The sequence below is a fragment of the Klebsiella sp. 141153 genome (assembly GCF_032601995.1).
GTDB lineage: Bacteria > Pseudomonadota > Gammaproteobacteria > Enterobacterales > Enterobacteriaceae > Klebsiella > Klebsiella aerogenes.
Map to the genome: position 1 here is coordinate 438781 of NZ_JAQIRJ010000002.1, position 26715 is coordinate 465495.

The 26715-nt window shown below is 47.4% G+C and carries 28 protein-coding genes, 1 tRNA gene and 1 pseudogene; 6 read left to right on the forward strand and 24 right to left on the reverse strand.

Annotation, left to right across the window (positions count from 1 at the left end):
* The first annotated feature begins 249 nt into the window (after positions 1-249).
* Positions 250-543, forward strand: coding sequence for an acylphosphatase (gene yccX / locus PGS10_RS05050; RefSeq protein WP_316422510.1), 294 nt, complete (start codon positions 250-252; stop codon positions 541-543).
* Here the strand turns inward: yccX and tusE are convergent.
* Both tusE and yccA read right to left on the reverse strand, forming a co-directional pair.
* On the reverse strand, positions 540-869 hold the full coding sequence (gene tusE / locus PGS10_RS05055; RefSeq protein WP_316422511.1) for a sulfurtransferase TusE: 330 nt from the start codon (positions 867-869) through the stop codon (positions 540-542). The two genes, yccX and tusE, sit on opposite strands and share 4 nt — an antisense overlap.
* Positions 870-956: 87 nt before the next feature.
* Entirely contained in the window at positions 957-1616 is a 660-nt protein-coding gene (yccA, locus tag PGS10_RS05060) for an FtsH protease modulator YccA (RefSeq protein WP_015704916.1), read from the reverse strand.
* A 265-nt stretch (positions 1617-1881) separates the two neighbouring features.
* Here yccA and PGS10_RS05065 point away from each other — a divergent pair, with 265 nt between their 5' ends.
* Both PGS10_RS05065 and PGS10_RS05070 read left to right on the forward strand, forming a co-directional pair.
* Complete coding sequence (locus PGS10_RS05065) at positions 1882-3510, forward strand: ABC transporter substrate-binding protein (protein WP_316422512.1); 1629 nt, start codon at positions 1882-1884, stop codon at positions 3508-3510.
* A 143-nt stretch (positions 3511-3653) separates the two neighbouring features.
* Positions 3654-3741 (forward strand) — tRNA-Ser (locus PGS10_RS05070).
* 119 nt (positions 3742-3860) lie between these two features.
* Here PGS10_RS05070 and PGS10_RS05075 read toward each other — a convergent pair.
* From PGS10_RS05075 to PGS10_RS05130, 12 genes and pseudogenes are all read right to left on the reverse strand, one after another.
* Positions 3861-4198, reverse strand: a pseudogene (locus tag PGS10_RS05075) (DUF4942 domain-containing protein); the annotation flags it as partial.
* A 131-nt stretch (positions 4199-4329) separates the two neighbouring features.
* Entirely contained in the window at positions 4330-5742 is a 1413-nt protein-coding gene (locus PGS10_RS05080; protein ID WP_316422513.1) for an OprD family outer membrane porin, read from the reverse strand.
* A 50-nt stretch (positions 5743-5792) separates the two neighbouring features.
* Positions 5793-6551, reverse strand: a complete 759-nt coding sequence (locus PGS10_RS05085; RefSeq protein WP_316422514.1) for an SIS domain-containing protein — start codon at positions 6549-6551, stop codon at positions 5793-5795.
* Positions 6548-7714 (reverse strand): glycoside hydrolase family 88 protein, encoded by a 1167-nt coding sequence (locus PGS10_RS05090; protein WP_316422515.1) that lies wholly within the window; start codon positions 7712-7714, stop codon positions 6548-6550. Before PGS10_RS05090 ends, PGS10_RS05085 begins: the two co-directional genes overlap by 4 nt.
* A 9-nt stretch (positions 7715-7723) precedes the next feature.
* Entirely contained in the window at positions 7724-8428 is a 705-nt protein-coding gene (locus tag PGS10_RS05095) for a sugar isomerase domain-containing protein (protein WP_316422516.1), read from the reverse strand.
* A gap of 3 nt (positions 8429-8431) precedes the next feature.
* Positions 8432-8923: a PTS sugar transporter subunit IIB gene (locus PGS10_RS05100; RefSeq protein ID WP_047041836.1), complete on the reverse strand. Its 492-nt coding sequence runs from the start codon at positions 8921-8923 to the stop codon at positions 8432-8434.
* A gap of 27 nt (positions 8924-8950) precedes the next feature.
* A complete protein-coding gene (locus PGS10_RS05105; protein ID WP_316422517.1) occupies positions 8951-9730 on the reverse strand; it encodes a PTS system mannose/fructose/sorbose family transporter subunit IID in 780 nt (259 codons plus the stop codon).
* Entirely contained in the window at positions 9723-10505 is a 783-nt protein-coding gene (locus PGS10_RS05110) for a PTS mannose/fructose/sorbose/N-acetylgalactosamine transporter subunit IIC (RefSeq protein WP_045375555.1), read from the reverse strand. Before PGS10_RS05110 ends, PGS10_RS05105 begins: the two co-directional genes overlap by 8 nt.
* A 3-nt stretch (positions 10506-10508) precedes the next feature.
* Positions 10509-10946, reverse strand: coding sequence for a PTS sugar transporter subunit IIA (locus PGS10_RS05115; protein WP_001071841.1), 438 nt, complete (start codon positions 10944-10946; stop codon positions 10509-10511).
* Positions 10943-11674, reverse strand: coding sequence for a GntR family transcriptional regulator (locus PGS10_RS05120; protein WP_000647589.1), 732 nt, complete (start codon positions 11672-11674; stop codon positions 10943-10945). The genes PGS10_RS05115 and PGS10_RS05120 overlap by 4 nt, the downstream gene beginning before the upstream one ends.
* A gap of 670 nt (positions 11675-12344) precedes the next feature.
* On the reverse strand, positions 12345-12803 hold the full coding sequence (locus tag PGS10_RS05125) for a hypothetical protein (RefSeq protein ID WP_049061429.1): 459 nt from the start codon (positions 12801-12803) through the stop codon (positions 12345-12347).
* Position 12804: 1 nt separating this feature from the next.
* Positions 12805-13704: a winged helix-turn-helix domain-containing protein gene (locus PGS10_RS05130; RefSeq protein ID WP_316422518.1), complete on the reverse strand. Its 900-nt coding sequence runs from the start codon at positions 13702-13704 to the stop codon at positions 12805-12807.
* 644 nt (positions 13705-14348) lie between these two features.
* Between PGS10_RS05130 and PGS10_RS05135 the strand changes: the two genes are divergently transcribed.
* Complete coding sequence (locus PGS10_RS05135) at positions 14349-14729, forward strand: helix-turn-helix domain-containing protein (RefSeq protein WP_161801954.1); 381 nt, start codon at positions 14349-14351, stop codon at positions 14727-14729.
* 83 nt (positions 14730-14812) lie between these two features.
* Here the strand turns inward: PGS10_RS05135 and PGS10_RS05140 are convergent, their stop codons facing one another.
* The 10 genes from PGS10_RS05140 to cynR all read right to left on the reverse strand — a co-directional run bounded on the left by PGS10_RS05140 (position 14813) and on the right by cynR (position 25446).
* Positions 14813-15829, reverse strand: coding sequence for a fimbrial protein (locus tag PGS10_RS05140; protein WP_316422519.1), 1017 nt, complete (start codon positions 15827-15829; stop codon positions 14813-14815).
* Between the two features lie 71 nt (positions 15830-15900).
* Positions 15901-16413, reverse strand: a complete 513-nt coding sequence (locus PGS10_RS05145; RefSeq protein WP_049061433.1) for a fimbrial protein — start codon at positions 16411-16413, stop codon at positions 15901-15903.
* Positions 16413-19010, reverse strand: a complete 2598-nt coding sequence (locus PGS10_RS05150) for a fimbria/pilus outer membrane usher protein (RefSeq protein ID WP_316422520.1) — start codon at positions 19008-19010, stop codon at positions 16413-16415. The genes PGS10_RS05145 and PGS10_RS05150 overlap by 1 nt, the downstream gene beginning before the upstream one ends.
* 43 nt (positions 19011-19053) lie before the next feature.
* The gene (locus PGS10_RS05155) at positions 19054-19737 is read right to left on the reverse strand and encodes a fimbria/pilus periplasmic chaperone (protein ID WP_289576948.1); all 684 of its coding nucleotides are present in this window, start codon (positions 19735-19737) and stop codon (positions 19054-19056) included.
* Between the two features lie 109 nt (positions 19738-19846).
* Positions 19847-20383 carry a fimbrial protein gene (locus tag PGS10_RS05160; RefSeq protein WP_049061436.1) on the reverse strand — a complete coding sequence of 179 codons (537 nt, stop codon included), beginning with the start codon at positions 20381-20383 and terminating at the stop codon, positions 19847-19849.
* A gap of 367 nt (positions 20384-20750) precedes the next feature.
* Complete coding sequence (locus PGS10_RS05165) at positions 20751-21149, reverse strand: DUF1090 domain-containing protein (protein ID WP_064590745.1); 399 nt, start codon at positions 21147-21149, stop codon at positions 20751-20753.
* A 314-nt stretch (positions 21150-21463) separates the two neighbouring features.
* Complete coding sequence (locus tag PGS10_RS05170; protein WP_316422522.1) at positions 21464-22396, reverse strand: LysR family transcriptional regulator; 933 nt, start codon at positions 22394-22396, stop codon at positions 21464-21466.
* 195 nt (positions 22397-22591) lie between these two features.
* Complete coding sequence (locus PGS10_RS05175) at positions 22592-23896, reverse strand: PQQ-dependent sugar dehydrogenase (RefSeq protein WP_316422523.1); 1305 nt, start codon at positions 23894-23896, stop codon at positions 22592-22594.
* Positions 23889-24326: a DUF2231 domain-containing protein gene (locus tag PGS10_RS05180; RefSeq protein WP_045397745.1), complete on the reverse strand. Its 438-nt coding sequence runs from the start codon at positions 24324-24326 to the stop codon at positions 23889-23891. The genes PGS10_RS05175 and PGS10_RS05180 overlap by 8 nt, the downstream gene beginning before the upstream one ends.
* A 220-nt stretch (positions 24327-24546) precedes the next feature.
* Positions 24547-25446 carry a transcriptional regulator CynR gene (gene cynR, locus PGS10_RS05185; protein ID WP_410477085.1) on the reverse strand — a complete coding sequence of 300 codons (900 nt, stop codon included), beginning with the start codon at positions 25444-25446 and terminating at the stop codon, positions 24547-24549.
* Positions 25447-25542: 96 nt separating this feature from the next.
* Between cynR and PGS10_RS05190 the strand changes: the two genes are divergently transcribed.
* A complete protein-coding gene (locus PGS10_RS05190; protein WP_063414351.1) occupies positions 25543-26214 on the forward strand; it encodes a carbonic anhydrase in 672 nt (223 codons plus the stop codon).
* A gap of 12 nt (positions 26215-26226) precedes the next feature.
* Entirely contained in the window at positions 26227-26697 is a 471-nt protein-coding gene (cynS, locus tag PGS10_RS05195; RefSeq protein WP_045397751.1) for a cyanase, read from the forward strand.
* Positions 26698-26715 lie beyond the last annotated feature (18 nt).

A 26715-nucleotide genomic window follows, 5' to 3' on the forward strand; every position in this document is an offset into this window, starting at 1 on the left:
ATATTGAAAGGACTGAACCCTATATAGTTGTTGTAAAACAATTGCTTATAATGAATTTAGAATTAGTCTTCTCCAAAACCTGATCAAATCAGGAGTATTTAGGAATGCGATGTATATAACCTTATGATAATTACCATAAAATACAGATTATTAGGTAACTTCCTGAATTTATTAAACATGTTTATAATTATAACTATCATGATTTTTATGCCATTGAGAAGAGAATTTTGCCGATAGACAGGTGAACAGATGAACAATAAAAGTGGTTGTATTTGTGTTAGATGTTGGGTTCACGGAGTCGTTCAGGGCGTGGGATTCCGCTATTCAACGCAGCGTGAAGCGCTGCAGCTGGGGCTTACAGGTTATGCGCGAAATCTGGATGATGGCAGCGTGGAAGTGCTGGCCTGCGGGGAGGCGGAGCAGGTGGAGAAACTGATTGCCTGGCTTAAGGCCGGCGGGCCGCGTAGCGCAAGGGTCGACAGGGTGTTAACCGAGCCCCATCAACCCACCAGAGAGTGGCAAAAATTCGCTATTCTCTATTAAATGCATTTTACGGGCTTCGGCAGACCGGCGATTTTAGTCGCCTGTTTAGCCGGGCCTTTGGGGAATAATCGGTACAGGTAGCGGCTGTTGCCTTTCTCTTCACCGAATTTATTCGCCATTGCTTTGACCAGCATACGGATGGCTGGCGAAGTGTTGAACTCCAGATAAAAATCGCGCACGAAGCGCACCACTTCCCAGTGTTCGACGGACAGGGTGATCCCTTCCTGAGCGGCGATAACTTCCGCCATCGCTTCATTCCACTGAGTCGTCTCTTTCAGATAGCCTTCGCTATCGGTCTCTATTTCACTGCCTTCAAAGATAAACATGATTTTTCACATAATGCGGAAACTGCGCGCAGTGTAGCAAAAAATAAGGCCCCGCATAAGCGAGGCCTGGTGTTGCAGGAGAGAAGGTTAGTCTCTGCTGGCGAAGCCGAGGATGCTCAGCAGGCTGACGAAGATGTTGTACAGCGAAACATACAGGCTAACGGTGGCGCGAATGTAGTTGGTCTCGCCGCCGCGGATGATGTTGCTGGTTTCAAACAAAATCGCGCCGGAAGAGATAAGGATGAACACCGCGCTGATGGCCAGGTGCAGAGCCGGCAGCTGCAGGAAGATGTTCGCCACCATACCAATCAGAACGACCACCACGCCCGCCATCAGCATGCCGCCGAGGAAGGACATGTCTTTGCGCGTCGTTAATACGTAAGCCGAGCAGCAGAAGAAGACCAGCGCGGTGCCGCCCAGCGCCAGACCAATCAAATCGCCCATGCCTGCGGACAGGTAAGCGTTCAGCATTGGCCCCAGGATGTAGCCGAGGAAGCCGGTAAAGGCGAAGGCCGCCAGAATACCGCTTGGTTTATTAGCCAGTTTGTAGGTCAGGAACATCAGACCATACATGCCCACCAGGGTGAGGATGAGCCCCGGAGACGGCAGCATCAGCACGGTGCTGGCGGTGGCGGTGATCGCCGAAAACGCCAGCGTCAGGCTGAGCAGAAAATAGGTGTTACGCAGAACTTTGTGCGTGCTGAGCAGCGATGAACGGTCACGCGATGAGGTAATTATACGATCCATGAGTCACTCTCTTATGACAGATGTAATTAGTTATGAAGCATAAGAAAAGCGAGCCGAAAGCCATAATGCTTTTACCCATCTTTACTCAGATCCCGGCGCCGGTGGGGTAGCGTTTTATTCTGGTAAAATAGATTAAGACAGTATGTTTATGCGTTCAACGTCGGAAAGCAGATCTGAATCTTATAGGTCACTGAAAAATATTGCCTTAATGCCAGTCAGCGACTAAGTGTGGAAGGGGTATCAACGAAGCATAAAGGCAAGGGAAATGAAACGAAAACAATATAACCACATCACACACGCATTACTGGTTTTGGGTTTACTCGGCAGCGCGGCCACGGCAATGGCCGCCCAGGTCCCGCAGGGTACCGAACTTGCAGCAAAACAGGAGCTCGTCAGGAACAACGGTAATGAACCCGCTTCGCTCGACCCGCATAAGGTCGAAAGCGACGTCGAGTTTATTATCATCAGCGATCTGTTCGAAGGGTTGGTGAGCGTTTCACCGCAGGGCGAGATTCAGCCGCGGCTGGCGCTGAAGTGGGAGAATAAAGATAACCTCGTCTGGACTTTCCATCTGCGTCCTGGCATCACCTGGTCCGATGGGACAGCGATTACCGCGCAGGATATCGTCTGGAGCTGGCAGCGGCTGGTCACGCCGACCACCGCTTCGCCGTACGCCAGCTATCCGGGTAATATGCATATCGTTAACGCCCGCGATATCTCGGAGGGAAAACAGTCGCCGGAAACTCTCGGCGTAAAAGCGCTGGACGATACCACGCTGCAGATCACGTTGGATCAGCCTAACGCCGCCTTCCTCGCAATGCTTGCTCACCCGTCGCTGGTGCCTATTGATAAGGTGCTGGTGGAGCGCTTTGGTGACAAATGGACTAAACCGGAACATATCGTCACCAGCGGCCCTTATACGCTTTCGAAGTGGGTCGTCAACGAGCGCATCGTGGCGCAACGCAACCCTACGTACTGGGATAATGAACATACGGTAATTAATAAAGTGACCTATCTGCCGATTACCTCCGAAGCGGCGGATGTGAATCGTTATAAAGCCGGTGAGATAGATATTGTTTATACGGTGCCGGTGAACCAGTTTGCGTTACTGAAGAAAACGATGGGCTCGCAGCTGAATGTTTCTCCGCAGCTGGCGACCTACTATTACGAACTCAATACCACTAAACCGCCCTTTAATGACCCCAGAGTGCGCCGGGCGCTCAACATGGGGCTGGATAAAGATATCATCGCCGATAAGGTGATGGGGCAGGGACAGCGTCCGGCATGGCTAATTAGCCAGCCCGATATTGGCGGCGTCACGCTGAAACAACCGGATTACGCCAGCTGGCCGCGCGACAAACGCATTGCTGAGGCAAAAAAACTGCTTAACGAGGCGGGCTTTAACGAAAGTCATCCTTTAGTCTTTAACCTGCTTTATAACACCTCGGAGACGCACCAGCGCATTGCCATCGCCGCCAGTTCAATGTGGAAGAAAAATCTCGGCGTAGAGGCGAAGCTGCAGAACCAGGAGTGGAAGACGATGCTGGATACCATGCATACGCATAATTTTGATGCCGTGCGTTATGCCTGGATCGCCGATTATGACGATGCGGCGTCATTCCTGAATAACTTCCGCACCGGCGACAGCGAAAACACCAGCCAATACAGTAACCCGGCCTATGATAAAGCGCTGCATGATGCGGCGAAGGCGGCGGATACCGCCGCGCGAGGCAAATTCTATCAGCAAGCCGAGGATCTGTTGGCTGAGGATGTGCCCGCGATTCCGGTTTATCACTATGTGCGAACCCATTTAGTGAAGCCGTGGGTCGGCGGGTTCGAGCCGGATAAGCTGGGCTATTACTACACCAAAGATATGTACATCATAAAACATTGAGTCAAAGGGCGTTCTTAACGCCGAATTTCTGCGCAAACTGCCTGAAATTCAGACGAATAACGCAGATTTGTTTGTTTTTAAGGCAGTTGAACAAAATGATGCTTTACAGCATCGGCAGAGGTGTTTATAGTGCGCCCCATACCGGAAGCGTGGCCGAGCGGTTGAAGGCACCGGTCTTGAAAACCGGCGACCCGAAAGGGTTCTAGAGTTCGAATCTCTACGCTTCCGCCAAATATAAGCCCCGAGCTAATTATTAGCTCGGGGCTTTTTCTTTTTTATCGGTATTAAGTTACCATCTGGTATGCCATAACAGCCTGGCTGTGATGGTGAGCTTGAGAATTCGTCGGACAATACCATTGGTCATGCGCCTGAACATCTATCAGACTCAGCATACCGGACTTCTTCATCGAATCACGCCATATACTGCTTTCAAGATTACGGATAATGGCTTTCATGGCGGCTTCTGGTTTCTCTATCAGCCAGCAGCCACGGTGGAAGTCCTGAGTCATAGTCCAGTCGAGGACCGTTTTCCCCTGATACTGCGGGTCAGTGCCGAGATATCGGCAAGTTGTTGAATGAGCGTTTCAATCTGTGCTGGTGCAGTGTTACGCCCGGTGATGATACGTTCAATGCTGGTGAAGCGAATCACGTCGGTATGGTCGATTAATACTTCAGGTTCAGTCTGCATGTTGTTATCTCCATAAATTAAATGACCTGCAATCATGAACACATCGAACCGGTTCTCGTTGCAACCTGAGCACTAGAACAAATATTATGAACCTATGTGCGCCCCCTCATGTTTTATTGAGGGGGCACGGCTTAGAAGATATTGAAGCTGTAGCCGACGATAAACTTCACGTCGTTACGATCGGTTTTATAGTTGCTGTCCGTCGACCTGAACAGTGCAGGGAGCAGGGTGAAGGAGAGGCCTTTCGCCATGCCCTCGGCTACCGAGTAGCGAGCGGATAGATCGAAAGACACCATACTACCGTCGTACTTTCTCACTGAACCGGTTTTGCTGACATCGCTCACCACATGCCAGCCGTAGGTTCCGGCCCCTCCCAGGGTTAGCTCCGGTAGATTAAAATCTGCGAAGTTATAACTCACGCCAAAACGAACAGCATGGGCGCCGGAAACGTTAAAGTCTTCCAGCTGTGACAGCGTTGGCTGATAATCACGCTTATCGGAGTTCGCCCACGGGGTTAAGCGGAAGTTGTAATCCCCGGTGTTGGGTGCGTAGTTCTGACTGTAGCCGAGCGACCACACGGTATTGTTGTGACTCAGGTTAAAACCTATCCCTACATAGTATTCCGTTGATGGAGCTTTAATCTTCGACAGATCTTCGATGTAGCGCGCGCCCTGATAGAAGAGCTTACTTTGCAGGGAGAAAGCTTTGGTCAAAGTATCGTTCCGTTCGACCAGCGCCTGCCAGTTGCGACGATAGCCTTTACCTTCGCCGTAACCAACGTCGAGAACGGTATTTCCGAAGTTATAGACCGCACCCACCGTGTGAATGTAATCGATTATTTCACCGGCTTTAATAATTTTGCCGTTGTCATCAAGCCCGGCGGCGTTGTTTTGGTGCCAGGCCGTAGTCATCGGTTTAAAATCACGGCTCCAGTCGTTCTTGAAGCGGTCGGCCCAGGCGTAGGTTAGCCGCAGTTTATCGAGGGTCAGGGCACTGTCAAACCCGCGGAAAGCGTGGGGGTTGAGACCCCAACTGCTTTTAACGGTACCGGAGTTGATGGGGGTATAACCCGCCGCCAGCTTGAAGTTGGTACCTGCATCGCCAAGATTGAGCTTTAGTGCGGCAACCGACACGCTCATGTAGGACTTCTCGCATGGGCTGAACTTGCCTGGTTGGCCACATTCGTAGTCGTAGTAAAGGATCTCCGACTGACCGACAGTATGCCCGAGTTTGATATTGGCGTTGCCCCAGAAATCAAAGCCAATGACATCTTTGTAATAGCCAGAAATATAGCTAATCGCCACGTTACCGGTCTGGTTCTGGATCCCGGCCGGACCCAGTCCGTATTTACCGGTAGTAGGATCTTTGACTGCACGATGACGAATGTATAACGAGGTATTGAAGTTTAATTTGCCTTCATCATAAAACGCTTTCTCAAACTGCGAAGGCGCTTCATAATCCGTTTCTTCTTCCGCAAAGGCATTTGGGGCAATAAAAAGCAACAGCGATGCACACAGAGAAACTCTGAGTTTATGAATTGTCATTATTATATACCTTATAAAACCCTGTATTGTAGGGCGAGGGGACGTACTACTTATTTAAAATTATTGTTATTTATCAGCTCCGGGATCCGGGGGCCATATTTTTCCAGGAGATATTCATTATGTTGCGCCGAATTAGCAATATTACCGCTCAAAAACACCGGTAGACATTTATTATCACGCCCCAGCTTTGCGATGATTTCTGCAAACAGGCTGTGCATAATAAAGAGCCCGGTCATCGAGGAGACTGGCGCAAACGGCGTCGTATGATCCGCAAGCGACAGCACCGCATCACCGATGGGTACCTGGTTATCTATCGCGATATCTGCGCAGTCGCGCAGTTTGAGGCCAGCCTTGTGCTTCGACGGTTGGGTCTCGGCATACAGGAAACTGGTCAGCGCCAACGTCAATGCCCCGTGCTGTCTTGCCCACAATGCCGCATCCACCGGCGCGGGGTTGATCCCGGAAGTTGAAATAACAATTAATGCATCTTTATTGGTTATCGCGAACTTCTCCAGATGCCCAGCGATATAATCATTTTGCTTTTCATAATACGATGAAGCAGCCGCACCTTCATGTAGCATTAAAGGCTCGATAAATATCGGCCGGACTGGGGCGATACCGCCGGCGCGATAAAACATATCTTCAGCGAAAATATGAGAGTGACCACAGCCGAAAATATAAACTACACCACCCTGATTAATGACCTTTGCCAGTTGCCCGGCGGCGGAGGTGATTTTATGGCTTTCCTGTTGGGTAATGTCGTTAAGTTTCTTCTGGACGATATTTAAATAACTTTGAATCATTGTCATAACCAGTATCCTGACCATTGCGGTTGGTAGATTCGGTATAACGCTTCCATGTAGAAGTAATCCCCCCAGAGATTACATTCATCGATGCCTTTGCCAAGGGCATAGGCGTAAACACCGTGTTTAAGTAAGCCTTCGCAGGCGTCGTCATCGCGGGCAGAAGCGCCGCGCATTAATGCCTGCAGAAGCTGACGCGCCAGTTTCTCGTACCCGGCCTCCGGGAAGTGCTTGTGCGCTTCGAGCATGCCGCACACGGCAATGGCCAGCGCGGAGCTGTCTTTTGGCGCCGCCGGATCAGTGGCAAGCAGCAGATCCCAGGCCGGAACACCGTCCTCCGGCAGGTAGCGGAAGAAGTACTCGCAGGCCTGCTGCCAGCGCTCGTAGTAGTCGGTTTCCCCGGTGGCAGACCAGTGAAGTGGGATCCCGAGAATGGCCCACGCCTGTCCGCGCGCCCAACAGGAGTTGTCGCTGTACCCCTGGAAGGTTTTCCCGTGTGAAGGCGCACCGCTTTTCGGGTCAAAATAGAAGGTATGGAAAGTAGAGCCATCTGCGCGAAAAATGTTGTTGATAACCGCCGCATAGTGACGTTCAGCAACGATTCTATAACGCGACTCACCGCTGATCTTCGCCGCCACGTGGAGCAGAGGAAGGTTAATCAGTGAATCGATAATAAGCCGGTACTCCTGCGGGTCATTAAGCGTTCCCCAGGCCTGGATAAAACCGGCGCTGTCGTGAAAACGATTCACCAGCAGATCGGCTGCCGCCACGATAAGCGGGGTTAACTCGTCGCGCTCCGTCAGTTTCCAGTGCGCGACCGCCGACAGGCTATAAAGAAAGCCGATATCGTGATGGTCAAGGACATGGTGTGCCACCAGGCGCGCTTTAAAACTGGCGACGTTACGTTCAACGCCGTCCAGGTATGCCGTATCGCCGCTGAACTCCCAGGCCATGGCCTGCATCCCGGTCCAAAAACCATTGGTCCAGTCGTTATTCTCTTTCAGGACGTAGCGATTGTGGTGAGTGCAGGCTGAGGGGAATTTCTCGCCATACAGGCCCATGTTGCGCGTGATGCGCTGCACACATGCCGCCAGCGCATCCCGACACTCGTCGGGAGTGATAGCAGGAAAGGGCAGCGGTGCGAGGCGATTAGACAGAGTCTCTTTCATGTTTTTCCCCTACAGCGTAAACACGCGCTCTTTGTACTGACTCATCAGCGCATCGTTGTATTCTTTGCCACCGGCCAGATTGATGCTGCGCATCACCGGCGGCGCGATACCCTGTTCCAGCAGCATCTCGATGCAGCGGATTACTACGTTATTGATGATGAAGGCCGCAGAAAGCGAGGACACCGGGCCGGTCATGATGTTGCCGTTATCTATACTCAGCGTGCAGTCACCGGCCGGACAGCCGTTATCGAGAATGACGTCGGCATAGTCGCAAATGCTCTCGCTCGTTGATACAGACTCTCCGGTGTAGCGGGTGATAACAACCAGCTTCAGTCCCATCTCTTTAACCTTGCGTGCCAGCTCAACGTGCAGCGGCTTGGTGCCGGAGTTGGAGATAATCACAAAGCAGTCTGCCTCGCGCAGATCCAGCAGCCCGGAAAAGATATCGCCAATCCCTTTGAGCGAATCAAACCAGCCGGTTGGTCCATAGAACTGATCGATGGCTTTGGTGTTGACCAGGCCACCCGCACGACCGGCCAGCTCGACCGCCGCGGCAAACGAATGGCCGGAGCCAAAACCGTGAATGATGCCGTTGGCTTTGACGCACTCGGCAAACAGCGCCGCCGCCTGCTCAACTTCAGCACTCTGAGTAAGAAACACCTGATCCAGCGTTGCTAATACATGCTGATAATACTGCTGCTGATGTGGTGACATTCCTTATCCCTTATCGGCTTTTAAAAACGTAGTGATACAGGCGTTTGGTTCTTCCGGGGTCATCTGTGCTGTGACCGCTACGCCTTTTTCCAGCAACGCGTTGATGGCAGCAATCTCTGCATCGTTAACGCTTACCGAACGTTTAATCTGGCGACGATCGTCTTTGTTGGACATATTGCCGATATTGAGCTGGGTGAGGGCAGCGCCGCAGTTCATCAGCTTCAGCGCCAGCTCCGGCGTTTTCAGCAGGATCAGCACTCGCTGACCGTCGTAGTTCCCGGCGAGGATATTGGCGCTCGCTTTCTCAAAAGAGAGAATAGAGGTGTTGCAGCCTTCCGGTGCCGCACTGCGCAGCAGCATCTTTTCGACGTCGTTTGCAGCAACGGTGTCGTCAATCACCATAATGCGGTTGGCGTTGAAATGGCTTACCCAGCGGGTAGCCACCTGGCCGTGGATCAGTCGGTCATCGACGCGGATGTGAACAATACCTTTCATAATAACTTCCTTAAATCAATGTGTTGCTTAACCGAGAATATTCAGGTTGTAGCCAACGATACCTAAAATAATCAGAACGAAAATGACGCGAGTTGAGTTCATCTTTTTGAGCCCCAGTAGCCAGTAAGTGAACCCCACAACCAGCAGTGGAATAAGCCCCGGCATTATCTGGTCGGCAATGCTCTGCAGCTTCAGCGACACTTCGCCGTAGCTGAACTCGAAGTTAAGATTTGCCTTCACCACCGAGGGAATAAGCGCCCCGATGACCGTCAGCCCGAGAATGTTGGCCGCACGGGTAATTTTGTTGAGGCTGTTGGTCAACGATCCCAGCAGGTTCACCCCTTCCTGATACCCTTTACTGATGCTAAAGCGCATAAACAACATGCGAACCAGAGCGAATAGCAGCCAGAGGATAAGCCCTACCGGGTTGCCCTGTAGCGCGAGGTATGACGCGACGGAACCGATAATGGTGGTCGGGATAACGAAGAACAACGTATCTCCGATGCCCGCCAGCGGCCCCATCAGACCGGTTTTGATCCCGGCAACGGCATCTTTACCCGCAAGCCCGGTCTGCTCTTCCAGGGCGATATTTACCCCGAGGATCCCTGGCGCCATGGTGTTGTTGGTGTTAAAGAACTGGCTGTGTGCTTTAGCTGCATCCTTCTGCTCTTCAGGTCTGGTGTATTTCTTCTCAAGGAACGGGTAGATGCTGTACAGATAGCCCAGACCCTGCATTTTTTCGTAGTTCCAGCCAGACTGACCGAAGAGAAACCAGCGCCAGAATACGCGTGTTAGTACTTTATTCATCGCCCATTGCTCCATTTGCCGGGGACTCGGTGGTTTGCGTTGCCTGTTTTTCTGAGTTGAAGACGTAAAGCGCAATCGCCAGTCCCAGCAGTGCGGCACCCAGCACCGGCACTTTCAGATAGGCCGACAGAAAGAAGCCCAGAATCAGGAATGAGATGTTCTTCTTAATCGGTAAATAACGAAGCAGGATGGCGATACCTAACGCAGGCAGTACGCCGCCGGCGACTTTCAGACCGTTCATGATGGAAGCAGGGATCCAGGTCACGACGTCATTAACGAAGGTTGCCCCGAGGAGCAGCGCTAACAGCACCGGCAGCATCCGCGAGAGCGAGATCGGCACCTGGCCCAGCAGGTTCATTCTTGCCGCCGCCTTCACCTGACCGTCTTCAATCAGCTTATCGGCCTTATGATGAATAAAGGTGTTGGTGAAGCGGGCGAGGATATCCAGCTGCACCATTAAGAGCCCAATCGGTACGGCAATGGTGGCACCGAACGCCGCGCCCTGGCCGCTGATGATGGCAAAGGTGGTTCCCAGCACCGCGCCGGTCATGTAGTCCGGAATCGATGCGCCGCCGAAGTTACCCACGCCCAGCACCAGCAGGTTCAGGGTGCCGCCAACGATAAGACCGGTGTTCATGTCACCCATAATCATCCCGGCAAAGAAGCCCGCCATGCTCGGTTTCACCAGCCCAAGCGTCGTGTTGTTGCCGTCATATATCGCCAGCCCTGAATAGAGCGTTAGTAACGCTATCTGCCAGACCGCAATGTGCTCCATTTTTTATTCGTCTCCGTCATCTGTTTGCGCGGCAAGCGCTGCCTGCTGTAAATGGTAAATACCATCACGCGCCGTTGTTATTATTTCATTCAGCGAGGCGGGAGTATGATTTTCATCAATCGCCATTGTTATTTCGAGAATTAAGTTTAAATTCATCCCAGAGAGTAGGGTGATATTATCCCACAGGTTGTTGCTGACAATAACTTCCATTGCGGAGTTATACGGCGAACCGCTTTTTAAATCAGAAAGAATAATAATGTTTGATTCTGCTGTACTGAGGGCGGTTATTTTATCGCGAAGTTCCTGTTTAAATACTGCTATACCTTTCTCACCATCCAGTTCAACTACATGGAGGTTAGGCTGTGCGCCGAGAATCAATTCTGTAGCCTGTCTGGCGCCGCTGGCGAAACCTCCATGAGAGATTAATAATATTTGATTCATCCTGCCCCCTTATCTGGTGTTCTGATTTCAATATAAAATGATTCTAACCGTTTCCAGGTTTCAATATATTCAATGATCTGGCCCTGCTCGTTATTGGTAAAACGCTTCATCATGATAACGGGCTGATTGGCGCCGAGACCAAGGTGCTGCAGTACTTCAGGCTCGACATCGGTTTGGGCGCAGATAGTTTGTCGGTACGGCATGGTATACATATCAAGACCATTGTTGACTTTAAATGCCTCGTAAATGGAACTGAGAGCCGAGTTTTTAACCGTCAATTTACTGGAAAAATAGTGAGCCGGTATATGGGAAATTTGCAGTGCGTAAGGTTTGTTGCTGTCAAATTTCAAGCGCGCAATGCGGTAATATCTTTCATCATCTTTTAAACCAAGCTTTTCTTTAATGTCAGAAACGTTTTCTAATTCGCATTGGATAACTTTAACTGACTGCATACCTTTTAAATCGTTATCTGACTCTGAAAAAATAATACTCTCATTGCGTTTGGCTTTCGAAACAAAAGTACCTTTTCCCTGGTAGCGGATCAAATAACCATCATTCACTAATTCATGAATGGCACGAATTACCGTGGCAGAACTCACAGAGTAGCGTTCTTTTAATTCCGACTCGCTGTAAAATTTTTCGCCGGGCTTAAAGGTACCGTCTCTAATTTCGTCTAACAGGGCCGTTTTAATCACCTGGTACTTCGTTGACTGTGCCGATGCTTTCATTGTTTCGCCAGTTTCTGTCTACATTGATTTTATTTCGTAGTCTTACGATACCTGTACCAGTTTGCCCGATCAACCACTCAACTCAACTTAACCGGTTAACCTGTTAAGTTGTTTTCTGTATTGTGACGCATTTCTCAATTTCGTAGCTACTGATAAGGGAGAACGTAATGAATCTATGTCTAACTGGCTGTGTATGAACACGACTGATTGTGAACGATCACATGACAGGCATCAGCAAAAGCCAGTAGAGACAACCATTCAGTAATGGTGCGTACATGGCTTCACTGAAGGTTTATTCATACGGGAAGTGCTGTTGAACGAAAGGAGCTTTACTGCTGAAGAGCCCTACACCTACTCAGGACAACGCTTTGATGACCACACTTTATGGATTTAGTCTTCTATCTATAGCCTGTGGCATTTCAATATTAGATACGCTCTGGATATGCAGAACATGAAACTGCATACATACTCTTTTCCCGCCGTTGCGGATCAGTCAGATTGACAGAAGGCCATGTAAACTCCCATCCACGTAAATTCTTTTAGCTTTATCCTTCAGCTATTGCCCTCTGATCTGATTGGGTTTTGAGCAACAGAGTAAACATCGGGGAGGGGAGCCACTTTAATCTTGCCGGTGAAGTCAGCAATTCTTTTCCTTCAGTTGCTCTCGCATCTACTGTAAGGTACAGATAAATATGGGTAAAGACGCCGTAGAGAAGACGAGTCCATTGCGTCCTTGTTTATGGATAAATAGCTGTAAGCCTCGATCTTCATAGAGGTAAAAATCAGGTACCACACCGCTCAAAAGCCGGGCCTGGGAAGCGGTAAGCAGTGAGAGAGTCGAGATCATGGTATATACATTCCCTTGCCTGGTAAATTTAAAAGCCAAATTCTGTGTTACTTTGCGCGCAGGCAATCCTGGTTCATTATATTCTCCAATCGTAATAACCTTTCCGGTATCGCCATTAAAAACATATCTCACTTTCACTGAGTAAGTTCCCGCTTGCCTGTTAAAACTAATTTTCCCCCAGCAGGAGAAGTGATCTTTATCATAATTTTCAGTGACATTGAGTAACAATGGAGATAAGGCGAGGGTTAACAATACCAAAACAAAAATCCATTTCTTTTTCATGTTAGCGCTCGATAAAAAAAGTTGAAAAGCAAGAAGAGGTATCATCGGTGTTTTTATTACAAAAATGCATAAAAATCTTCGTGGCACGAGTATTCATTGCGATGTAGACATTTTTTGCCGTTTCACAGTGAATATCTTTCTGCTGAAAAATAGAAAAATAATCCGCTTTTTGTCTAAGCTTATCCTTCTCACTTTTCATTAAGGTACAGTTGTTTATATCACCTATGCTGTAATAGTTTTTAAAGTAATCATGAGTGTTATCACTTAAGTAATAATAAAAGGTGAAAATTGATAGCATCAATAATAGGGCCGCAGAAACTGATAGCCATTTGTATTGATAAATAATGTCGATGAAATTAAGCGTAGCTTTCAAGGGAGAAACGCTGGTTCTCTGGGGAGGTCCAGGGTTAATCTCTGGTATTTTATGTTGTGTAGGGGAATATATACCATGGGCACTGTAGTCATTATTTATAATTTCCATATTATAACTTACAGATACATCATGACGCTTTTCCTTAGACGCAGATCCTCCAGGAGGTACGTTTTCTGTAGGGGTATTATCCTCCTGCATAAGAATAGCTGTACCCAGAAAGCTGAATCCTTCTCGAGGTATGGTATGGATAGCATCATGAGAAATACCTACTTCTCGCAGAGCTTTACGTATTAGCGAAATGTTTTGATAAAGCGTATTGGCGCTGGTGTATTGACCCCTGCTTTGCCAAACATCTTGCGAAAAATCATATTTTGTGACGATCTCACCCTTCTTTTCTAATAGTAGGGTTAAGCACCTGCTTGCCGGCACATTTAAAGAAACTTGCGCATACTCTTCTGATATTGGTACTAATAATTGCTGCGCAGGGTAGAAGTACACACTGTTATTGATAAGATATTTTTCTTTCATTCATTAGAACGCTAATTAATATGATAGATCTGTTACGATAAAAGTATATGACAAAAAAACATATAACACAACAATATGTATTGATGGTTAATTGGTGAAAATTATGTAAAGCGTTACTGTTATCAGTAGTGAAATAATAAATGCATGACAGGTTTTTATAATTTTTTGTTGCTTCATTTAAACGTTAACGCAAGCAATATTGATTATCATTTATTTATGACAAGTTTAACGCAATATATTGTTTTAATTGGTTTTTTATGGCTCTCATGAGAACTCATGAATTCTTATTTTAGGGAATGTAACTGACAGAGAAAGATTCAGAAAAAATGAGTGAGGAAATTTATGGAACACAAGTAGGATAAATCTTAAAGATTGTTCAACAAAAGACAAATGAATAATCAACAAAGTTATCTTATGCGAGTGTTTTATAGGGAGAATGCGCCTTGATTCTTAGTCGATCCGATTATCCTTGCCAATTAAGTAATGTCACGTTTACATCAATTATTGATGATATGAACAAAACCTTGAGCGGTTTATACCATAACAGCAATTGCTATGTCTTTTTTATAGATGGAGACTCGCCTAACGTTAGTCTGCATGCTAAAAAGATTTATCTCGAAAGGAAGCGCGGTAAGAACATTTTTATGGTAACGCTAACCGCGAGGAAGAAAAATTACTCGACGATAATTAATCATTTGTCCGACCTGGTGATATGCAAGAAAGCATCATATTCATTTTTAAAAGAAGCGATAGAGTGGATGCTAAAAGCACCGCCAAAGGATACTGAGGACTATTTTCTGGGCGATATTTGGGGGAATGTCCTGAAAGGAACACAGAAAGAGTATGAAGTCCTCGACCTGCTTTTTAAGGGTTACACTCAAAACCAAATAGCAAAAATATTAAATCTATCTGTGACAACGGTCAGCGGATATAAAATGAAAGCAGTCAGACGCCATGGGCTGAGAACTTTTAATGAGCTATACATTCAAAAATTTAAAAACAATATTAATATCTTCGATACTTGATAATAAGCCATGCAAGGTATTGCATGGCTTATTCTGGCACAACCATTTTCTTGCGGATTATAGCAACCACTGGTGATATTTTTCTATTGATAGGAGAAAGTTATACTGGCAATTGCATTCGCGCTACCAGCCGTAATCTCCCCAGTTTGCACATATCTTACCGTAACGGGAATAGCGACATTTCCCTGTTCTTTAGTTGTGACCAGTTGAATCTGGCCGGTGGTGCCTTTTAATGAACTATCGGGCCCTAACGAAATGGGTTCTTCGCTATCAACAAAAAACTGTACGCCGATCCCTTTTGCATCAGAGTCAGGGGTCAATCCTACGGTTTTACTGGTATTAGATACATCAGATTGATCGGTAATAACCATTGCCAATGCTATATTGGCATCACAGTTCAATGTAATTGTGGATGAAATGCCGTCGGAGCGGCTTCCCACGCCTTTGAATACGCTCTCGCTGACCTCTCCCATGGGAAAGTTGATTAAAGATTGGTCCACCTCGCAGCCATTGGCAGTTGTTGAGATAGTGGTAGGACTAATCACTATATTGGAAGTGGCTGTTACCCCTGTTCCATGCTCAAGTCCGGTCAGCACTGCGGCAGTAATTTCAGGCGTTGTAACTATTCCGGTTTCCAGACGCCCGCTAATTTTAACATAATGAATCTGTACACTAAAGCCTATATAGCTAACTGTACCGCTCCAGGTTTGGCTCTCTTGATCGGTCAGCGGAATATACTTAGAAGCATTAGTATCCTTGACGCCAATAGTAAAACCGATACCAGGTACGCCTGTTTCATAAACACCGTAAACCTGACCATCTACCGTTAATGTGACGCCAGAAGGTTGTATTCCGTTGGCAAGCCTAACGGTTGCTGATCTACAAAGGAAGAATATGTTTGGACAGTTAAAAACATTGTCTACGCTGACTGTAGTGGTAGCGCCTATCTGCTGACCAAAGGTGGAGGCGTCAGCATTTTGTGTGACGCTGATTGGCGCAGGGGTAAGCACAATCTGAGGTGTCGTGGCGGTAATGGCCAACGCTAAGTAACTATATGAAATAGATAAAATCGTAATTAATATTTTTAATATAATTTTCATTAATGATGGGGTCCATTTTATAGCTAATAAGTTAGCGAGAATAGAATGAAAAATTGACCTACTAGATAAAATCACGGGAAAGTAACGATATAAGTCGCCGTACTATTTGCTTCTCCTGCGCTAAGTGAGGCGCCGGTGGCAATGTACTGAGCATAAAACTGTAATGCCATGGTGTTACCTTCGTTCAGCAAGTAATTTTTTGATGCGCTGCCCAGAGGAACGATCGTTTTATCTTCATTCAAGATTTTAATCGCGACGCCGCTGGCGCCACCTTCGGACAATGCTAAAAAATCGCTATTTGTTCGATCGGGAACGCCGGAAAATGTCACTACCGCACCGCTGACCGAGGCCGCACAATCCATTAATCGGATGGTGAAAGGTACCATTTGTGCGCTGCTATTGGTCTGCGTCAGCTGTGTTATATTGATCTCTTTCATATCTACATCAATCATTCTGGAGTCGTTTTCAACGACGCAACCGCTAGCGGTAATTTGTCCGGTAACATTAAGTAAAACATCATATCCGAAAGCGTTGCGTATCAAAAACGGCATAAATAAAACCAATAACGGCATGACAATTTTCATTATTTACACCTTACTGACGTCGAATAAATACCTGTCACTGTATTGCTTTTTAATGCCCTGATATCGTATTTTGCAGTACAAACTTGAGTATTAGATTTTCCCCATCTGGCGGTTAATTGGCCAACATCTGCTAGTCCATTGATATAAACAAAACCAGAATCATCAACGATGCCGTTATTAATGGCGCCATCATCCGTTTCAGCGTTGACGATGGTGCCAAAAGGCAAAGGCTGTCGATCGTCTTTAACGAGTCTGAACATGACTTTCTTACCGACTCGCGCTTTGAAGGTCGCGCGCACCAGCGCGCCTTCTGAAGGGATGACCGTTTTAACTGCTTCATCCAATTCAACGTCCTGGTTTAATGTCTCCTCGCGTAGTTGAACTCGATTTTCACGATAGGCGGTTGCATAAGGAATAATCGTATATCCATGTCCGTCAGTCTGGATGCCGGTCCCATTCACCAGTTCTGCATCAGACGCCCCCACGGCTTTCACCAGAATATTTGTGTTTCCTAACTGCTGGCCCAGCGTCAGTCCGTCTTCATGGAGGACCATTGCTCCGGTAAATCCATATTTCAAAGACTGATTATCCCGGGAATAGCTATAACCAAGATCGGTAATGCCATAGCGTCCTTTATAATTCAAGGCTATATTACCGCCGACAGGTGAATGGCGTTGGTGATATTGATAGAGGTTGTAGCTTAGCTTATTATAATCAAGTGCATTACCGCTAAGGCCGATAATCTCATTATAATCACCTTTATCAGTTCTCATCATTGAAGTATTGATTCTTGCTGTAGTTTTAGAAGCGTTGGTTAAAAAACTCGAAATAGGCAAAGAAAACGCCAGATTGACGATTTTATCTTTTTCTGCGTTCCACGGATTACGGTTCTGAGCATAGCTTAGGGTATAAGAAAGATTGCCCACGCTGCCGGAATAGCCAAATTGCAAGTTGGTATTTTTTTTCTCTGAACGCCAATAGTCCTGATGGTTGAACGATACATAAGCGGAGCCAAGCCCGTGTAAGCTTTGCGAAATCAGGATTTGAGACATCGCCTTTTTAGCATAGCGCAGGTTATAGCTATTAGTTGTGTTAATCACCGGTTTGCCATTTTCATCAGTATTATACTCGATGGTTTCACCTTTCATCTTTTTATAAGTGGTATCACTAAATGAATAGAAGCCATCGGTAGAGTAGCGATATGCAGCAAAATTAAAGTTGGTACCAAAATCAGTAAGTGACCTGGCATAACGAAGTAGCAGTGAATTACCACGATGTTTTTCATCGTTTGATAGCTGACTCTCCGCATGGGTAATATCCAGGGAAATGGCTCCCCATGCCCCCATGTTTCTGGCGAGGCCCAGTGCGGTCGCCTTATATCTTTGTGATAATTGCACTCCACCATACAGCGTCAAACCCCAGGGGGAGCCCCAAAATAAAGAAGTTTGTGTGTAAAAAGGCTTGTTTTGTTCGCTTTTTAAACCAGAACGATAATGACCTGCACTGAGCGCATATTTTAGGTGTCCTTCTCTGACAAGGTTAGGGACGCTAGAGTAGGGTACGATATAGTTTGTTGATTGCCCGTTCTCTTCCATCACTTCAACGTTCAAATCTCCGCTGGCTGATGTTGGGTATAAATCGTCAATAGCAAAAGCACCAGGCGCAACGAACGTCTGATAAATAACATTATTATTTTGCCTGATAGTCACCCGGGCATTACTTTTCGCAATCCCGCGTACTGTCGGGGCGAATCCCTGTAGACTGTCTGGCAGCATGGAATCCTTCGATTCAAGTTGAATTCCGCGAAGTCCAACGGTGTCGAATATGTTATAGGCGGTATTCGTTTCACCCAGAGTGATTTGGCTCCTGAGAACACGAATATCACGTTGTAAATAACTATTAATATGGCTCCACTCACCGCCATTGTGGGTGTTATAAACCCAGTTTTGCTGGTTTCTTAATCGCCATGGACCCCAGTTGACTCCTCCATTAAGGCCGAGAAAATAATTGCTCTGTGGAGAGTTAGTACCCGAACGGTAATGATAATCGTTGCCGCTAAACGTATAGTTAAGCATTGCCGCAGTGATCCCGTTTTCCCATTCTTCGGGGGCGATGGCTCCTCTCGCTTTATTTTTTAATAAAATCTGAGGAATGGAAAAGGAGAGTTTCATCAATTGCTGGTCAAATATTACTGATATATCAGGGAATAGGCTAAAATCTATACATTCTGTAGCATGAGTAGATTTAAATTTTTTCAAGACAATTGGGTTCAAACCCAGGTTTCCCAGGGCAGCAAAGGAAACACAAGGGGCTAAAATGGCTGTATTATTTCTGGTTTGAACCTCAAACAAAAAAGTATCAGTTTTGAGATACTTATTATTTACAAAAATATCTACCTTGTAATATCCAGGCTGTAATTCAAGGCCTTGTTCAAACGATGATAGATCGGCAACTGTATTGTTTTTATCACTGATGAATGCAGGGTTGAATTTATAGCCGGCAGCTTGACTTTCATGTGTTAGGGTGAAGAAAATTATAACAAAACCAGTTGCTAAAAATAGGGGGGTAGTGTGTATAAGAGAATGTTCAGCATCCATTTTACTTCAAGTCCTGAGAGTCGAATCATATCATCCAGACAAATTAGAAATGCAACGTTATTGGTTTGGTTTGAGCACCATAGTCATTAATTGTCTGAAACTTTATTACTCCACCTGGTGTTGCGCCATTTTTAATTTTAATGCTTTGCTGGGGCGGAACCATTAGTGGATTTAAATTACGCCCATTGACGGTTATATTTACCATGGTCAAAAAATAGGGCGAAGGGTTAGCTAATTCGATTTCGTTACCATTTTTTTTAGCGCTTAACATTGCTGGTGCATCTTGTGGCCTTATCGTTAAGGTCTGCGGACGATAAAATAGTTTAATGCGATTAGCCGATGCCAATTGCAATGTATTACCTTGTTTCTCTTCGTTTACAGGAGGCACCGCTTTTACCGTCAACCAGAAGAGGCTTTCTTTATCTGTCGGTAACTCCGGACCCGCGTATATTATACGCAGAAGCTTTTCACTCTTCGGCTTTAGCACGGAGAGTGGCGGAGTGATCATAAAGTCGCTGGTTCGGTTACCCTGATAGTCTTCAGTCCAGGGTTGAATCAGAAACGCCATATTTTCGTCTGTATTTCTGACTGAGAGAGATAATTGCCTGACATCAGAGGGATAAATTAAACGGGTTACCCCAAGTCCGACTCCGCCAGCAAAAGAGGAGTTGCTAGAAAATAAAATTATGGAAGTAGATAGAATTAACAGTGAAAAAAAACTTTTCAAAATGCACTCCAATTAACTGTAAGAAAAATATTTTTCGCACTGGTGAATGCTTATCCAATTAAGGGCATAAATATGCCCCCGGAACGAACATGACTTTAAATAAAAGTTCTTATGGATAAATCATGGTGAAAGTTGCAGTAGCATTCACATCACCAGCGCCGGCCTGGCCTAATGCATAATATTTAGCCATGAAATTCAGCGTAGTTTGACCGGTAGTTAAACTAATTGGCGCGGTTGGCTCATCCAGTTTAATTTCATTGTTTTCGCTATCATACAATTTAATTCCAACCTGAGTTGCTGAGTTTCCACCGTCAACTAAAGATAATACGGTTGAATCGCCAGGGATGCTGTTGCCTGAGAAAACCACCTGTACCGTATTTGATGTATTAGTGTTGCACTCCTCAAGTACGATAGGTACATTCGTAGGATTAGCAGTATCACCAGCTGTTTTCAGTAATGTCGTACTTACTGGGTCAAGAGGAATAGTCTGGCTGACACTGCCAGCTGCGACGGTACAACTAGCATCGACAACTTTACCCGTAAAATTAATAGTACCATCCGTTACCGGCAGGGCATATGCAGAGTTAACTGCAAAGTATAAGGTTGAAGAGGCAATTAACGCATAAATAATTCTTTTTTTGAACATGGACTAATTCCTTTTTAATTAATGCAATGTGAAAAAACTGATGGCTTAATCAGGTTGATTAATTTCCATGGAGCAGAGATGACTGCTCCGGTTACTTATTACATAATAAAACATTGAGTTTTCTTGGCTTATTGGCTACTGAAAGCTAAGTTGCCGCTTTTATACTAACGATAGTACGGCGGTAACAGAGCAAAAGATATAGGACGCCTCTTGCGGTTATTCAAAATAGTCCTATTTATGGTATGGGAATATCCACTCAGCGAAAGCAAAAAGCTGGTACTGGCGATATCCAACAGTCAAATTGATACTGAATACTTAGGGTGACAGCGCGGATCGCTGCAACGTGCTGCTCTCGCTGAAGTTACTATTATGGATAAAGCGACTGCTGATACTCGGCGAGTTCTTCTCGAGCCTGGTTAAGTTTTTTTAGCTTTTTGTTCACGTCCTTCGGATCCCCGCTACGTTTGGCTTCTTTAAGTTCAAATTCTCGCTCACTGACTTTTTGCTGTTTTTCTCTGATTTTTTGTTCATGTTCCCAGCGCAGAGATTCATCGCTACAGTTCGCTTCTACTCTTCTGAGTGCTCTCTCCAGGCCAGCAACCCGGTAATTATTATGATGCTCTTTGGCATAACGGATTTGTGTTTGAATTTTCTGTTTCTTGATACTACATCCGGCGAGGTCTCTGGCTACTGCGCTTTGCGGCAAACACATTATCAGGGGGATAGCGACAAGCAATGGTTTTATTTTTTCTTTGAAAAGCAACATTAAATTTCTCCTGGTTAGGTTTAAAACACAGGGGAGTATAATGTCGTTATGCGAAAGTTAAAATGAGACGTTTCTCGAGAAATATCTCAATATTTAACATAAAAATTTAGCTTGAGCGTATTATGCGTCTTTATTTGCAGTAAATAGTTTGAGGAGGGGGGGGGAATTATTAGCCATGAATGTTGATTGCGACCATACCTGTTTTATGATGACGAATATTGTTTTAATGGTGAGATTGGCCTCGATGAGGCCAATTATACATATTCCGTAGTGAGCGGTTTACGCTCCCCGCTGGAATTCCGGCTCTCTTTGTTTTAATTATCCGCCTTCTCCCAGTATGGCGGCAACCCAATCTTTTCAACCATAAAGTCGATAAAGGCTCGGACTTTATGCGGCACTCTCCTGTTTTGTGGGTACAGCATCCAGATGGCGGTTTCGCTGGGGAACATACTGAATTCCCATTCCGGGAATACCCGTTGAATAAGCCCTTGTTCTTCAGCCTGCTGCGATAGCCAGTTCGGTAAAATCGCAATCCCGGTGTGATTGACGCAGGCATAAAGCATGGCGGCGCTATCGCTAACGCTCAGTCGGTAGTTAATCGGGATGCGCTGCCATTCATCTTCTGAACCCGTCTTACGTGTATACCAACCGGCGCCATGCAGACGAGAAAACATCACGATATTGATCTGCTGCTGGTCGGCGCCCGGCGTGGCAGAAGGGCGGTTTTCCGCAATCCACTGCGGGCTGGCCCAGGCTGAGCGCGTCTGCGAAGCCAGTTTACGGGCATGAATCGAGGAGTCAGGCAAAATGCCAATGCGAATACTCAGGTCGATGCGCGCTTCAATCAGGTCCTGCACTTCATCGTTAAAACTGATATCCAGCGAAATGTTGGGGTGCAGGCGAAGAAATTCATCAACAAAAGGCATAACGTGCAGACGGCCAAAGGTACTGGGTACGCTTAACCGCAGCAGGCCGGAAGGTTGTTTATCCAGTGCGGAAGTTAACTGGCGGGTTTCCTCCCATTGTAATAACAGTTGTTGGGCGTGCGAGTAAAAAAATGCTCCGGTTTCGGTTAGTGCTAATCCGCGGGTAGAGCGGTTAAACAACGTCACCTGTAAATACGCTTCCAGCTCGGAAATATGGCGAGAGACGGTGGATACTTCGATATTTAAGAATTTGGCGGCGGCACTGAAACTTTGATGATCAGCGGCGCTGACGAAGGTTCTGATTGCGGATAAATGGTTCATCTGTTTTACGTCTCATTGATGATGAATGTTTCTCAGCAACCTGTTCTGGTGTAGCCGACTACAATAGCGGTCCTGATGTCACAGCTTATCACTTTGTTTCTCGAATTATTCCCGGCAATATCTATGGATAATGATTCTCAGGATATAAAAAAGGCTTCCCTGACTGCGGGAAGCCGGATAATTGATAGTGATATTTTATTTTGCGCTGACGCGCCAGACGGTATTACCGACATCGTCGGCAATGATTAACGCTCCTTCGTTATCCTGCGCGAGTCCGACCGGCGCGCCGTACAGTTCTTTCTCATCGCGGGAGACAAAGCCGGTGACCACGCTCTCAGGTTTACCGACCGGCTTGCCGTCTTTAAAGGCGACAAAGCTGACTTTGTAGCCATTCAGCGGCGAACGGTCCCAGCTGCCATGTTCGCTGATAAACACGCCGCCCTGATAGGTCTGCGGCAACATTTTTCCGGTATAAAACAGCATTCCCAGCGGCGCAACGTGGGAGCTCAGGGCATAATCCGGTTTGATCGCTTTGGCGACCATGTCCGGGCGCGGCGGCTGTACGCGGCGATCCACATGCTGTCCGAAATAGCTCCACGGCCAGCCATAAAATCCGCCATCCTGCACCGAAGTTAAATAATCAGGCACCAGGTCGGCGCCGATCTCATCGCGCTCATTGGCAATGGCCCAAAGCTTGCCCGTCTGCGGTTCCCAGCCGAGTCCGGTAGGATTCCTGATACCGCTGGCGAAGATACGGCTTGCGCCGGTTGCCGTATCAACCTCCAGAACGGTGGCGCGACGATATTCGATATCCAGCCCATTCTCGGTGATATTACTGTTCGAGCCGACGCCCACATACAGCTTCTTACCATCCGGGCTTGCCAGTAACGCTTTGGTCCAGTGGTGATTGACGGTGCTGGGCAGGTCAGCCAGCTCGCTCCCCGCATCGCTGATATGTGTCGCCCCCGGCTGGTAGTGATAACGCATGATATTGCCGGTATTGGCGACGTATAGATTATCGCCAATCAGCTGGACACCGAAAGGCGAGTGCAGGTGTTCAAGGAAAATATGTTTTTCCCAGCCGCTGGCGTTTTTACGCAATAGCGTAATGCGATTCCCGCCTTTTCCACCTTTGCCTGACTGATTTTTCACTATCCCGGCAATCAGCTGCTTCGGCGTAGTCAGCGGCTCCTCGCCAGGACCGTTGCTTTCAACGACCAGTACATCGTCGTTTGGCAGGACATAGACCATTCTGGGATGCAGGAATCCATCGGCTATTTTTTCTATTTTCAGCCCCTGGGCAACCGCCGGTTGTCCATCTGTGTTCCAGCCCACGCCGCGGGGAACCTGCATCGGCGGCATCAGGAAATCCTGGGCCTTCGGCATTACGGGATCGGGCCCTACCTGCTGATCCGGGCTAAGTTTCGCTTTCTCATCGCATCCGGACAGGGCAAGGGCCGTGGCGAGCATAACGGGCAGGGGCAGTAGTAATTTATTCATGGCGAATCCCCTTATTATTAGCCAGGCAAGTGGAGCTGATAATATTGGCGACCAGCAGGCAGATAACGGTAATCGATGAATAGATTACGTTCTGCGGCGCAATCGCCCAGGCGTCGCGGCTATGAACAAAACAGTTTACCAACGCGGCAATAATAGCGATAAGGTTTAGCCAGAAATCAATTTTTGCCGCCGGGCGTCGAGGAGTAAAAAACCACACCTGCGCCAGATTAATCAATCGCGGAATGATGGCAAAAATAAGGCCAAGGGCAATAAGCCAGCTGGCACTTTTTCCCCACATCACGTTCGTACTGTAGAGATAAATAATATCGAAGATGAGACCGGCGATAAAAAAGCCGTAAGGCACCGGATTGAGGAGATTATATATGACCATCGCAAGGCTATTACCTCGGTCATGAGAGCGTTCACTCATTGTCAATTCCTTGTCAGGGGGAATAAGGTAGGATGAAAATAATGCTGACGTTCAAGCCGGAATAATGAATACCGCTTAGCAGATAAAATTATACATATTGTTAACAATTTCAGTATGCCAATCGCGGGAAATCTGTTTTGCGCAAATGTTCATACTGGCTACGGTAAGATTGTTGCAGAAGGGAGGAGGCGGGCCAGATGCTGGCCGCGCCATCGTACGCTTAACTTTCTATTCGGGCAGCCAGCTGCTGGGCCATTTCGGCGAAAATCCGCGCTGCAGCTTTTGGCCGGGCGCCTTTGCGCTGCATTAACACCGCGGTTCTCTCAAGCGCGGCTTCTTTAAGCAATCGGGTCGTCAGGCCGGTACGCTGGGTGGCGACATTCAGCGGCAGAATGGAGACTAATTGGGTTCGCTGGATGATATCGAGGATGGCGTTGATCGAATGCATTTCAATGGTCACCTGCGGGTGGAAACCGGCTTGCTGTAAGCAGTGGTCAATTTGCAACCGGGTGGCGAAATGATGATTAAGCAGAATAAACTCCTCCGCGGCCAGCAGGCTCAACGAAAGGGAGTCTTCGCGGGCCAGCGGGTGATGGTCCGCGACAACTAGCGCCAGCACCTCCTGTAGCAATGGGGTGGAAACGATGTCCGGCGCACTTCCGCCAGCAAAGGCAATACCAATATCCAGCTCATTTTCCAGCAGCATGCCTTCCATTTTCTCCTGCGACATCTCCTGTATATCCAGCGTGATATGCGGATAACGCGCATGAAATTCCGCCACTAATGGGACGACGAAATAGGAAGTAAAGGTGGGCGTCACGGCAATGCGTAGAGAACCGCGACTGAGGTCTTCGACATCATGAATGGCGCGTTGGCCCTCATCCAGCAGCTGAAATGCCTGACGGGCGTACTGCAAAAACACCTCACCTGCATCTGTCAGGTGAATATGCCGGCCGCTGCGGTCAAAAAGCTGCGCATCCAGGCTCTCTTCTAACATCCTGATTTGCTGTGAGAGCGCAGGCTGCGAAATGTGCAGGGCTTCCGCCGCGCGGGTAAAGCCCTGATGTTCGGCGACGGCGAGGAAATATCTGACATAGCGAATATTCACACGTTCACTCATAAGTTTTTTGAATGAATTTGATTATAAACAAGACTTTTATTTTATGCCACGCGGCGCGTAACCTCCCTGACATTCCACAGCGAGGTAGACATTATCATGAAAGAAATCATTGATGGTTTTCTTAAATTTCAACGTGATGCATTTCCTGAACGCGCTGAACTGTTTAAAAGTTTAGCCTCCCGGCAGAGTCCCCGTACGCTGTTTATTTCATGCTCCGATAGCCGGATGGTTCCTGAGTTGGTTACCCAGCGAGAACCCGGCGATCTGTTTGTCATTCGTAATGCCGGCAATATCGTCCCTTCTTACGGTCCGGAGCCCGGCGGCGTGTCGGCATCGGTGGAATATGCCGTTGCCGTCCTGAAGGTCACGGATATTGTGATTTGCGGTCACTCCGATTGCGGGGCGATGACGGCGATTGCGCAGTGTAGCTGTCTGGATCATGTCCCCGCCGTTAAGCACTGGTTGCAATATGCGGATTCGGCAAAAGTGGTGAACGATGCCCGCGAGCATCGCGACCCGCAGGCCAAAACCGCGGCGATGGTGCATGAAAACGTGATTGCCCAGTTGGCGAATATTCAAACCCATCCGGCGGTGCGTCTGGCGCTTGAGGAAGGACGTCTGGCGCTACACGGCTGGGTGTATGACATTGAAACGGGAGAGATTGCCGCCTATGACGGCAATGCCAGAGCTTTTATTTCGCTGGCCGGTCATCCGGATACCCGAGCGGTGCCGGTTTACGGTCAGTCATTTCATTTCACTACGATATAACGAGGTAACACCATGATTCAGTCACAAGTTAGCCGCGAAGTTCGTCTGGAGTTAGCGAACAAAATATTGCTGATTAAAGCCAAAAAGGATCTCTCCTTTGCACAGCTTGTTGAAGGCACCGGTTTATCAGAAGCCTTCGTGACGGCCGCGCTATTGGGCCAGCATCCGCTGCCTGCCGAAGTCGCGAAAATGGTAGGCGCAAAACTGGAGCTCAGCGACGATGACATTTTGCTGCTGCAAACCATCCCGGTCAGAGGTTCTATTGAAGACCGCGTACCAACGGACCCGACGATGTATCGCTTCTATGAAATGCTGCAGGTCTACGACACCACCCTGAAAGCGCTCATTCATGAAAAATTCGGCGACGGGATCATCAGCGCGATTAATTTTAAGCTGGATGTGAAAAAGGTCAGCGATCCGGAAGGCGGACATCGCGCGGTGATCACGTTCGATGGAAAATATCTGCCAACGAAACCTTTCTGATGACAATTAACCGTTAAC

What these genes read in the sequence shown, in the direction of transcription:
- PGS10_RS05100 (WP_047041836.1), bottom strand. Translation starts at nt 8,923, where the DNA reads ATGAAAGGTATTGTTCACATCCGCGTCGATGACCGACTGATCCACGGC.
- PGS10_RS05190 (WP_063414351.1), top strand. Translation starts at nt 25,543, where the DNA reads ATGAAAGAAATCATTGATGGTTTTCTTAAATTTCAACGTGATGCATTT.
- PGS10_RS05180 (WP_045397745.1), bottom strand. Translation starts at nt 24,326, where the DNA reads ATGAGTGAACGCTCTCATGACCGAGGTAATAGCCTTGCGATGGTCATA.
- PGS10_RS05165 (WP_064590745.1), bottom strand. Translation starts at nt 21,149, where the DNA reads ATGTTGCTTTTCAAAGAAAAAATAAAACCATTGCTTGTCGCTATCCCC.
- PGS10_RS05160 (WP_049061436.1), bottom strand. Translation starts at nt 20,383, where the DNA reads ATGTTCAAAAAAAGAATTATTTATGCGTTAATTGCCTCTTCAACCTTA.
- PGS10_RS05065 (WP_316422512.1), top strand. Translation starts at nt 1,882, where the DNA reads ATGAAACGAAAACAATATAACCACATCACACACGCATTACTGGTTTTG.
- PGS10_RS05175 (WP_316422523.1), bottom strand. Translation starts at nt 23,896, where the DNA reads ATGAATAAATTACTACTGCCCCTGCCCGTTATGCTCGCCACGGCCCTT.
- PGS10_RS05130 (WP_316422518.1), bottom strand. Translation starts at nt 13,704, where the DNA reads ATGAAAGAAAAATATCTTATCAATAACAGTGTGTACTTCTACCCTGCG.
- PGS10_RS05110 (WP_045375555.1), bottom strand. Translation starts at nt 10,505, where the DNA reads ATGGAGCACATTGCGGTCTGGCAGATAGCGTTACTAACGCTCTATTCA.
- PGS10_RS05150 (WP_316422520.1), bottom strand. Translation starts at nt 19,010, where the DNA reads ATGGATGCTGAACATTCTCTTATACACACTACCCCCCTATTTTTAGCA.
- PGS10_RS05135 (WP_161801954.1), top strand. Translation starts at nt 14,349, where the DNA reads ATGGTAACGCTAACCGCGAGGAAGAAAAATTACTCGACGATAATTAAT.
- PGS10_RS05145 (WP_049061433.1), bottom strand. Translation starts at nt 16,413, where the DNA reads ATGAAAATTGTCATGCCGTTATTGGTTTTATTTATGCCGTTTTTGATA.
- PGS10_RS05120 (WP_000647589.1), bottom strand. Translation starts at nt 11,674, where the DNA reads ATGAAAGCATCGGCACAGTCAACGAAGTACCAGGTGATTAAAACGGCC.
- cynS (WP_045397751.1), top strand. Translation starts at nt 26,227, where the DNA reads ATGATTCAGTCACAAGTTAGCCGCGAAGTTCGTCTGGAGTTAGCGAAC.
- PGS10_RS05095 (WP_316422516.1), bottom strand. Translation starts at nt 8,428, where the DNA reads ATGTCACCACATCAGCAGCAGTATTATCAGCATGTATTAGCAACGCTG.
- PGS10_RS05105 (WP_316422517.1), bottom strand. Translation starts at nt 9,730, where the DNA reads ATGAATAAAGTACTAACACGCGTATTCTGGCGCTGGTTTCTCTTCGGT.
- PGS10_RS05115 (WP_001071841.1), bottom strand. Translation starts at nt 10,946, where the DNA reads ATGAATCAAATATTATTAATCTCTCATGGAGGTTTCGCCAGCGGCGCC.
- cynR (WP_410477085.1), bottom strand. Translation starts at nt 25,446, where the DNA reads ATGAGTGAACGTGTGAATATTCGCTATGTCAGATATTTCCTCGCCGTC.
- PGS10_RS05140 (WP_316422519.1), bottom strand. Translation starts at nt 15,829, where the DNA reads ATGAAAATTATATTAAAAATATTAATTACGATTTTATCTATTTCATAT.
- yccA (WP_015704916.1), bottom strand. Translation starts at nt 1,616, where the DNA reads ATGGATCGTATAATTACCTCATCGCGTGACCGTTCATCGCTGCTCAGC.
- PGS10_RS05085 (WP_316422514.1), bottom strand. Translation starts at nt 6,551, where the DNA reads ATGACAATGATTCAAAGTTATTTAAATATCGTCCAGAAGAAACTTAAC.
- PGS10_RS05170 (WP_316422522.1), bottom strand. Translation starts at nt 22,396, where the DNA reads ATGAACCATTTATCCGCAATCAGAACCTTCGTCAGCGCCGCTGATCAT.
- PGS10_RS05125 (WP_049061429.1), bottom strand. Translation starts at nt 12,803, where the DNA reads ATGAAAAAGAAATGGATTTTTGTTTTGGTATTGTTAACCCTCGCCTTA.
- tusE (WP_316422511.1), bottom strand. Translation starts at nt 869, where the DNA reads ATGTTTATCTTTGAAGGCAGTGAAATAGAGACCGATAGCGAAGGCTAT.
- yccX (WP_316422510.1), top strand. Translation starts at nt 250, where the DNA reads ATGAACAATAAAAGTGGTTGTATTTGTGTTAGATGTTGGGTTCACGGA.
- PGS10_RS05080 (WP_316422513.1), bottom strand. Translation starts at nt 5,742, where the DNA reads ATGACAATTCATAAACTCAGAGTTTCTCTGTGTGCATCGCTGTTGCTT.
- PGS10_RS05090 (WP_316422515.1), bottom strand. Translation starts at nt 7,714, where the DNA reads ATGAAAGAGACTCTGTCTAATCGCCTCGCACCGCTGCCCTTTCCTGCT.